9 protein-coding genes are annotated in these 7,113 nt (G+C 43.2%); 6 read left to right on the plus strand and 3 right to left on the minus strand.

Translation table 11 applies throughout. From position 1 onward, the window contains the following. Positions 1-258, minus strand: a 258-nt coding sequence (locus AC1DLM_RS34015; protein ID WP_477572452.1) for a hypothetical protein, incomplete at its 3' end; no start/stop codon positions are given. Positions 259-350: 92 nt separating this feature from the next. Continuing rightward, on the minus strand, positions 351-1,214 hold the full coding sequence (locus tag AC1DLM_RS34020) for an AraC family transcriptional regulator (RefSeq protein ID WP_477572453.1): 864 nt from the start codon (positions 1,212-1,214) through the stop codon (positions 351-353). Between the two features lie 363 nt (positions 1,215-1,577). On the opposite strand from AC1DLM_RS34020, the gene AC1DLM_RS34025 reads away from it, so the two are divergent. From AC1DLM_RS34025 to AC1DLM_RS34045, 5 genes are all read left to right on the plus strand, one after another. Then, complete coding sequence (locus AC1DLM_RS34025; RefSeq protein WP_477572454.1) at positions 1,578-2,309, plus strand: hypothetical protein; 732 nt, start codon at positions 1,578-1,580, stop codon at positions 2,307-2,309. A gap of 161 nt (positions 2,310-2,470) precedes the next feature. Continuing rightward, on the plus strand, positions 2,471-2,674 hold the full coding sequence (locus AC1DLM_RS34030; protein WP_056625563.1) for a YwbE family protein: 204 nt from the start codon (positions 2,471-2,473) through the stop codon (positions 2,672-2,674). A 23-nt stretch (positions 2,675-2,697) separates the two neighbouring features. After that, complete coding sequence (locus AC1DLM_RS34035) at positions 2,698-2,949, plus strand: YolD-like family protein (RefSeq protein WP_056625207.1); 252 nt, start codon at positions 2,698-2,700, stop codon at positions 2,947-2,949. 168 nt (positions 2,950-3,117) lie between these two features. Then, positions 3,118-4,041, plus strand: coding sequence for a tyrosine-type recombinase/integrase (locus tag AC1DLM_RS34040; protein ID WP_477572455.1), 924 nt, complete (start codon positions 3,118-3,120; stop codon positions 4,039-4,041). Between the two features lie 89 nt (positions 4,042-4,130). Next, on the plus strand, positions 4,131-5,054 hold the full coding sequence (locus AC1DLM_RS34045; protein ID WP_477572456.1) for a S66 peptidase family protein: 924 nt from the start codon (positions 4,131-4,133) through the stop codon (positions 5,052-5,054). Between the two features lie 572 nt (positions 5,055-5,626). On the opposite strand, the gene AC1DLM_RS34050 is transcribed toward AC1DLM_RS34045, so the two are convergent. Beyond that, entirely contained in the window at positions 5,627-6,253 is a 627-nt protein-coding gene (locus AC1DLM_RS34050; RefSeq protein ID WP_477572457.1) for a C40 family peptidase, read from the minus strand. A 331-nt stretch (positions 6,254-6,584) separates the two neighbouring features. Between AC1DLM_RS34050 and AC1DLM_RS34055 the strand changes: the two genes are divergently transcribed. Continuing rightward, positions 6,585-7,113 (plus strand): ABC transporter ATP-binding protein (locus AC1DLM_RS34055; RefSeq protein WP_477572458.1); only part of this gene is annotated, 529 nt, incomplete at its 3' end.

Raw genomic sequence — 7,113 nt, forward strand, 5'->3', positions numbered from 1 at the left:
ATTGTAGAGGACGCCAAGCACACCGATATAATAGGCGATTTTGATAATGAAATCGGTATGATCTAGCGGCATCATGTTGGAAAGTAAGAATAAAGGGAACACAAAGTACAAAAGATCTCTCAAGTAATTTGTAATCGTAGAACTGGAAAACGTGCCAGATGAGAACGATTTGAACAAGTCTACTACAAAGCTAAGACCCATGACTCCCAAGACAAGCCACATTGCATAAAGCATTAAACCCGATAGTGTAAGTGCCATGTCTGATTCACCCCCACATACGAAGATTTGCTTTCAATCTATCATATGCGGCAATGTGACAAGTCGTGCTAGGTAGTCGGAAATTTTTGTGACTAGGTGTGCATCGTATTTCGGAAGATATGAGGGGAGACGCCTACATACTTTTTGAAAATACGCGAGAAATAGAAGACGTCTTTATAACCAAGCGAGTCGGCAATTTCCTTTACGGAATTCGACGTATTCAGTAAAATATTTTTGGCTTCCGCCATTTTCATTCTATGCATATAGGTATTTAGCGGATAACCGGAATAATCACTAACGATTCTACGAAGGGTAGAAAGTGAAATGTGATGTCGTTTCGCAATGCTATGTGCATCAAATGGTTGATATAACGAATCACTGAGCTCATTGATAAGATTGATGAATTGTCCCGACTTCGTTGTTTCCGTTGTGGCTTCCGCCCGCTGAATGAATTCAAATAGTAATGATTCAATAAGTAATGCTGCTCGATCAATATTAGCAGGAATGCCGCTTTCCATTGCGATGAATATTCGCTCAATTCGATTATGCTGGGCAGCATCCTCATAACCAACCTGCTTCACTTGATCTAAATCGGTCAACCAACTGTTCTGCCATTCCTTCACTCGGCTGCCTTCGAGCGTAAAATAATACTCATCCCAGAAGCCTCCGGGATCAGGGCCATATTGATAAACTTGATTTGGCCGGAAGAAGAATAGGCTGCCGCTTTCCACTTTTTGAACCGGTCCCTCATTGACTCGGTAAGTTCCCTTGCCCCCTGCGATATATACAATGGCAAAGCTTTCGAATTTGGCATGTCCACGAAACATAATCCGCCCAGGCAGATGTCCGACATGTTGAATCCGTAGGGATTGCAGCTTTAATTTACTAGCGTCGATAGGTAAAGTAATGATTCGAAGTGGATAAGGACTTATCGTATCGTCCATGAACCTAGGCATAACATACATTCCTTCCGAACGGACTCCGTGATATGATTGTGAAAGTTAAACCGCATAAACTTTCGTATATGTTCATTATAAGGGAGAATTAATGCCTACGTAACTAGTTTATAAAAATTCTAAAAATTCGTTCTGAAAGAGTGGACAACATGACGACCGCATTAAAACGACTATTATGGATGAATATAAGTTCTGGCATTATTTTTAACTATATGGGCATATTTATTAATCTTTTTATTTGGGAAAAAGGAAATCAAATCTTCGACGTTGCGTGGTTTAATCTCGTTATGTTCCTAGCTTGGGGAGTGGCCTTCATGTACGGTGCCAATCTTCTATCTAAATTTACGATAGGCTCCGTGATGGATGGGATTCACTGCGTCCTTCTTCATTATGTTCTTCTTCATCGCACTTATGATTTTCACATCGTATTTCGTTCCACCTATTTCGTTAAAAGAAGCGAATGAACCCGTTTTTCGTAAGTTCCGCTTGGGTCAAGTATTTGCAACTCCCCAATTGAAATGGATGATTCCTTCGCTTGTTGCCGGCGGATTTTTCATTCAGTTTCAGGGGATATTCTCACTGATCTTTACCTTTTCGGTCACACAAGATAAGCTCAACATTGCATTGTTGCAAATTATGTACACATCGTTCACGATTGCCTGTGTATTCATCTATCGACGTTTTAGTCGTACGCGTAAGATAAGTGACAATAAATGGTTAACCTTTGGGATGGCAGCCGCGGCGGCAGGTTTCTTGTTAGCGTTATTCCCGACACCTTTGATTCTGATTCTTTCCAACATACTAACGACGATCGGATTGTTTTTCTTCGGCACAATTTGGAGTTCCCGACAATTTCTTGTGACCTATCCATTAGAACCGATTCATCAAACGAGAGTGATGGTATGGCGGGAACTCATCCTTGTTATTTCAAGAATGTTCCTACTGGCATTGATCCTCGGGATTCAGGATTTTGATGGATACGTATTTAAGGCTGTCATGATCTTTAGTTTCTCAAGCGCCTTGTTAATCCCCTATTTTTCAAGAAAAAGCGATGAATCAGCAGAGAAGGCTGTCTTAAAAGGCGAGGAATCTTAGGATTCCCGTTTTTTGTGTGCAATATTTTAATTTAATGAGATGAATTATTAATGACATTAATTAAATATTCGTGGTAAAATCCYTCATCGAGATGGGGTAGATGGGGAAACTATGGTATAATGAATCAACATTATGGCATGAAAGCAGGCGACTTAGGCAGCATGAATGGACAAAATCGGAAAGACGTTGTACCTGGCAGAGAAGTGAACATTGTGTTAAAGCAAGACCAACGAAGCGGGAAACTTACACGCGGGATCGTGAAGGATTTATTAACGAACTCACCTACACATCCTCATGGTATAAAAGTAAGACTCACGGATGGCCAAGTTGGTCGCGTGAAAGAAATTATTACGCCGTCCAACTGACGGAACATGGAGGAGAATAGGGGATGGCAAAAGCAAAAGTAGCGAAACGGCCAACACGCGATGAATTTGTATTAGAAGAAATCGGGAACCAGTTGTCGGAAGCGAAGATGGAGAACTCCGAGATTGTGCTAACGGTTTGGGGACGCGAAGAAACCGTGCGAGGCACGATCTCGACGATGGATTCACGTACAGGAAGAGTACATATGGATTGTAAAGGCGAGCTGGATAAGGTGCCGTTTATGGATATTATGAAGGTGGAGTATCCGCGGGATTAATAGGTACTTCTGAGATTTTTCCAACATTACGCTTATTCTTAACTCTAGTAATTATCAGTGGATCGAAACTGGTTCTGAGTCTAAAGAATAAGCGATTTTTCATGTCAGAAAATTGCACTAAATCTATATTTAACGCAATTTAGTTTGTAACGAACGGAGTTTACTAGAATGGACACTAGATTCACATATGATGACGACTATTTGGAGCTTTTTGATACCTGGATGAAGGATCAGGGGTTCACGAAACGAACACAACAAGCGTACTTAGGAGATGTTCGTTTATTTCTGACGAGCCTTGGAGAGAAAGAGTTGTCTACGATTGAAGCGATTGATATCATGCGCTTCTTGACGAAGATGCGACAAGGTGGGGCAGGAGATGCTGCGAGGAATCGCTACCTCTCATCGATCCGAACATTTTTCTCAGCACTCATCGAATTGCAGATGGTGAAGTACAATCCTTCTATCGCAGTCAAGAAATCGAAGGTAGAGAAAAATTCCGTTCCGACCTTTCTGAGTGAGGAGCTGCTTTCTGTCTTTCTTCAATCCATCGAAGGGAAATACCAGATTCGCAATGTAGCGATGTTCCTATTGATGAGCTATGCGGGGCTTCGCGTCAGTGAATTGCATCGTATGAACGTTTCGGATTTTAATCGCGGCACGAATTCATTGATGGTCTTAGGGAAAGGACGCAAGTGGCGTGTCATCCCGCTTCCTAGTGAAATCGTTCAGGTGCTTGAGCGCGCACTCGTTGAGCGACTGGAGGCGAGGAGTGGGAGCGAGCAGCCGTTCTTTGTATCACAATTCGGTCGGCGTATTAGCATACGAATGATTCAATCGATTGCAGAGAAGCAATTTGAGCAATTAAAAGGGCAATATATGGAGCTGCGAGGGAAATCATTCTCCAGCCATAAGCTAAGGCATACATTTGCAACGATGCAAGTGTTAGCAGGCACGGATATTCGAACGCTGCAAGAGTTGCTTGGACATGCCAGTATTCAAACGACGCAAATATACACGCACGTAGGGGATAAACAAAAGCAGGAAGCCATGAATCGTGTTTCCGCATTTATTCCAGTCGGTATGGGAATCTAAGGATGTTGTCATAATTCGCTAATTCGGAGCATAAAAGGGATTGAGGGGAAGTTCCTTTTCACACAATGTCATTGGTAGGAGGTATAGCGATGGCAATACGCCCACCCATCTTACAAAGTGGAGATACCATTGGCATTGTTACTTTAGGAAGCCCACTTGATGCGAGCACGATTGATGCTAGAATAGGGACACTCGGAGACATGGGATTTAATGTTGTCGTGGGCAAATACACATATGCGTATGGAGGGATCGTTGCAGCGACGGCAGCACAGCGAGCGGAAGACCTAATGAGTATGTTTGTCAATCCAAATGTAAGTATGATTCTCCCAACACGTGGTGGTACAGGGGTTAAGGATATTTTGCCACTTCTCGATTATCACCTCATTAATAGTCATCCAAAAATCGTTACGGGATACAGTGATATTACGATTTTGTTAAATATTTTATTTCAATTTGCGAATCTCATTACGTTTCAAAGTCTGTTGTTGATTGATTTTAACTCCAATACACCAGCCTATAATTTCGATCAATTTTATGCGGCGACTTCCACGCTTGTAAGCCCAAGAGTCATTCAAAATCCACCTAGTATGCCGTTGAATGGCCTAGTGAAGGGTACGGTGAGAGGGCGAATTGTTGGTGGGAATCTCACCTCATTCGTTGGGACGCTTGGGACACCTTTTGAAGTAGATACATTGGGTAAAATAATTGTCATCGAAGAGACGCATGAACCGACGAATGCAATATATCGCTATTTGACGCAATTAATTTTGGCGGGGAAATTTCGAGATTGCGTKGGGATTGTGATGGGACAATGCACGAATTGTACCACGTCCTATGCGACGTCCTATAATGATTTAATTGCGGGGATAATCGCGCCTTTAGGGAAACCGCTTTTGACTAACTTTAGTACGGCCCATGGCTTATACAAAGCTGCCATTCCCATTGGCGCTATGGCTGAACTCGATACGTACGCGAATAAACTGACTGTTTTAGAACCAACCGTCACGGGTTAGATCGTAGTGAAATGATGGACAAAATAAGGGAAAGGCCGGTAAATACCGGCTTTTTTGAACTATTAGAATGTATATGTGTCAAATATGAAGTTGGATATATTTCTAGTTAGACGCCTTATCCTGTGAGGACGGCTCTGGATCTTCGTGCGCTAGCGCACAAAAAATGTGCGCAAGGGAAGTAGCTCCACCGGCCGTCGGGCGCTAGCGCACAAAAAATGTGCGCAAGGGAAGAAGCTCCACCGGCCGATGGGCGCTAGCGCAMAAAAAATGTGCGCAAGGGAAGAAGCGCCACCAGCAGTCGGCGCTAGCGCACAAAAAATGTGCGCAAGGGAAGAAGCTCCACCGGCAGTCGGGCGCTAGCGCACAAAAAATGTGCGCAAGGRAAGTAGCTCCACCGGCAGTCGTGCACTAGCGCACAAAAAATGTGCGCAAGGGAAGTAGCTCCACCGGCCGTCGGGCGCTAGCGCACAAAAAATGTGCGCAAGGGAAGAAGCCCCATCGGCTTCTGCGCGCTAGCGCACGAAGGACAAAAAAGGCGGCGCATGCCTGCCTTTTTTGTCCTTCGTGCGTAGTCAGTTAATCAAACGGCGTGCTCCCCAATAATGCGCATCATAATAGGGCGTACCAAACAAAGTACTGACTTTCACTTCTCTGGTTCCCATTGTTCCTGCTTGAAGAATTTGATTATTGCCTAGATAGATAGCGACATGGGAAACACCAGTTGTGTAGGTTCCTTGTAGAAAAACTAAATCTCCTTTACGAAGGTGGCTCTTCTCCACAGGTGTTCCTAATTGACTTTGTAAAGCTGCAGAATGAAGCAAATTAAATCCTTGTTGATTAAACGCATATTGTACAAAACCCGAACAATCAAAGGCCACATAAGGTGTGCTGCCGCCAAAAACATAAGGTACACCAAGCTGCTTCATCCCAATTGCGATAATCGCATCGGCTTTGACTTCCCAGCTAGCTTTGGGAGTCGCTTTCGAAGGAATAGAAATGTTAACACCTTCATAAATGTTATCTGCATTCACTTTTGGATTACTTGCGATAAGATCGGATAAGGGCACATTAAACTTCTGTGAAATGGACCAGAAGGTGTCGGAATCCGTAGCTATGTACGAATTGGCGGGCGCGGCATTCGCGATTCCACTGAACATGAGACTCGTAGCAACAACTGTTGTAAGAATGATCTTTTTCATAGTCTTCCTCCTAGATGTCGAATGTGTTTACTTAGACATTCTATCAAATTGAAGAAATAGAGAATATGAACAATATATGGATATGAAGGCTAAGTTGATGATTTGTTTACAAAACATTAGTTATGTAAACAAAAAGAAGGCTATGTAACTAACCTGCGAACCCATGATACAGAATTAAACATATGATTTTACACTATGTCAAATATCAATGCTAATTTAGGAACAGAATGTATAATGAAAATGATGAAATTCGAGATATAATATAACATATAGGGTTACTAATACTCACAGATAGATAACGCGATGATCAACGGATAGAAGGAGGAGCCCGGTGGATTCAGACTTTTCCTGTCAGAAAGTGGAAATTTCGTTGGATGGCGTCGGTATGGTGTTCGGCAAAAAAGGGAGGCAAGTGACCGTCCTTCAGAACATTACCTTCGATGTTGGGCAGAATGAATTCGTCACGTTATTAGGACCTTCAGGTTGCGGCAAATCAACGTTGCTTCGACTTATGGCTGATCTCTTACAGCCCTCCAGTGGGCAGATTACGATTCAGAAAGAGCACCCCAAGGAAGTGCGTCTGCGCCGTAAATTTGGCATCATTTTTCGCACGCCTAACTTATTTGAGTGGCGGACTGTACGAGAGAATATCGAGCTGCCACTGGAGGTTCACGAACAGTCTCGACATACGTATCAAGATCGGGTAGACCACTTACTCGATACAGTCGGTTTAACTAAATTTAAGGAATATTACCCCTGGCAGCTCAGTGTTGGTATGCAAATTAGAGTCGCTATAGCCCGAGCGTTATCCCTCGATCCTCCCATACTCTTCATGGATGAACCTTTCTCAACCTTAGACG

The organism is Paenibacillus sp. 01T442 (assembly GCF_056398345.1).

Coding starts and splice junctions, on each gene's coding strand:
- AC1DLM_RS34020 (WP_477572453.1), bottom strand. CDS start 1,214: ATGCCTAGGTTCATGGACGATACGATAAGTCCTTATCCACTTCGAATC.
- AC1DLM_RS34025 (WP_477572454.1), top strand. CDS start 1,578: ATGGGATTCACTGCGTCCTTCTTCATTATGTTCTTCTTCATCGCACTT.
- AC1DLM_RS34030 (WP_056625563.1), top strand. CDS start 2,471: ATGAATGGACAAAATCGGAAAGACGTTGTACCTGGCAGAGAAGTGAAC.
- AC1DLM_RS34035 (WP_056625207.1), top strand. CDS start 2,698: ATGGCAAAAGCAAAAGTAGCGAAACGGCCAACACGCGATGAATTTGTA.
- AC1DLM_RS34040 (WP_477572455.1), top strand. CDS start 3,118: ATGGACACTAGATTCACATATGATGACGACTATTTGGAGCTTTTTGAT.
- AC1DLM_RS34050 (WP_477572457.1), bottom strand. CDS start 6,253: ATGAAAAAGATCATTCTTACAACAGTTGTTGCTACGAGTCTCATGTTC.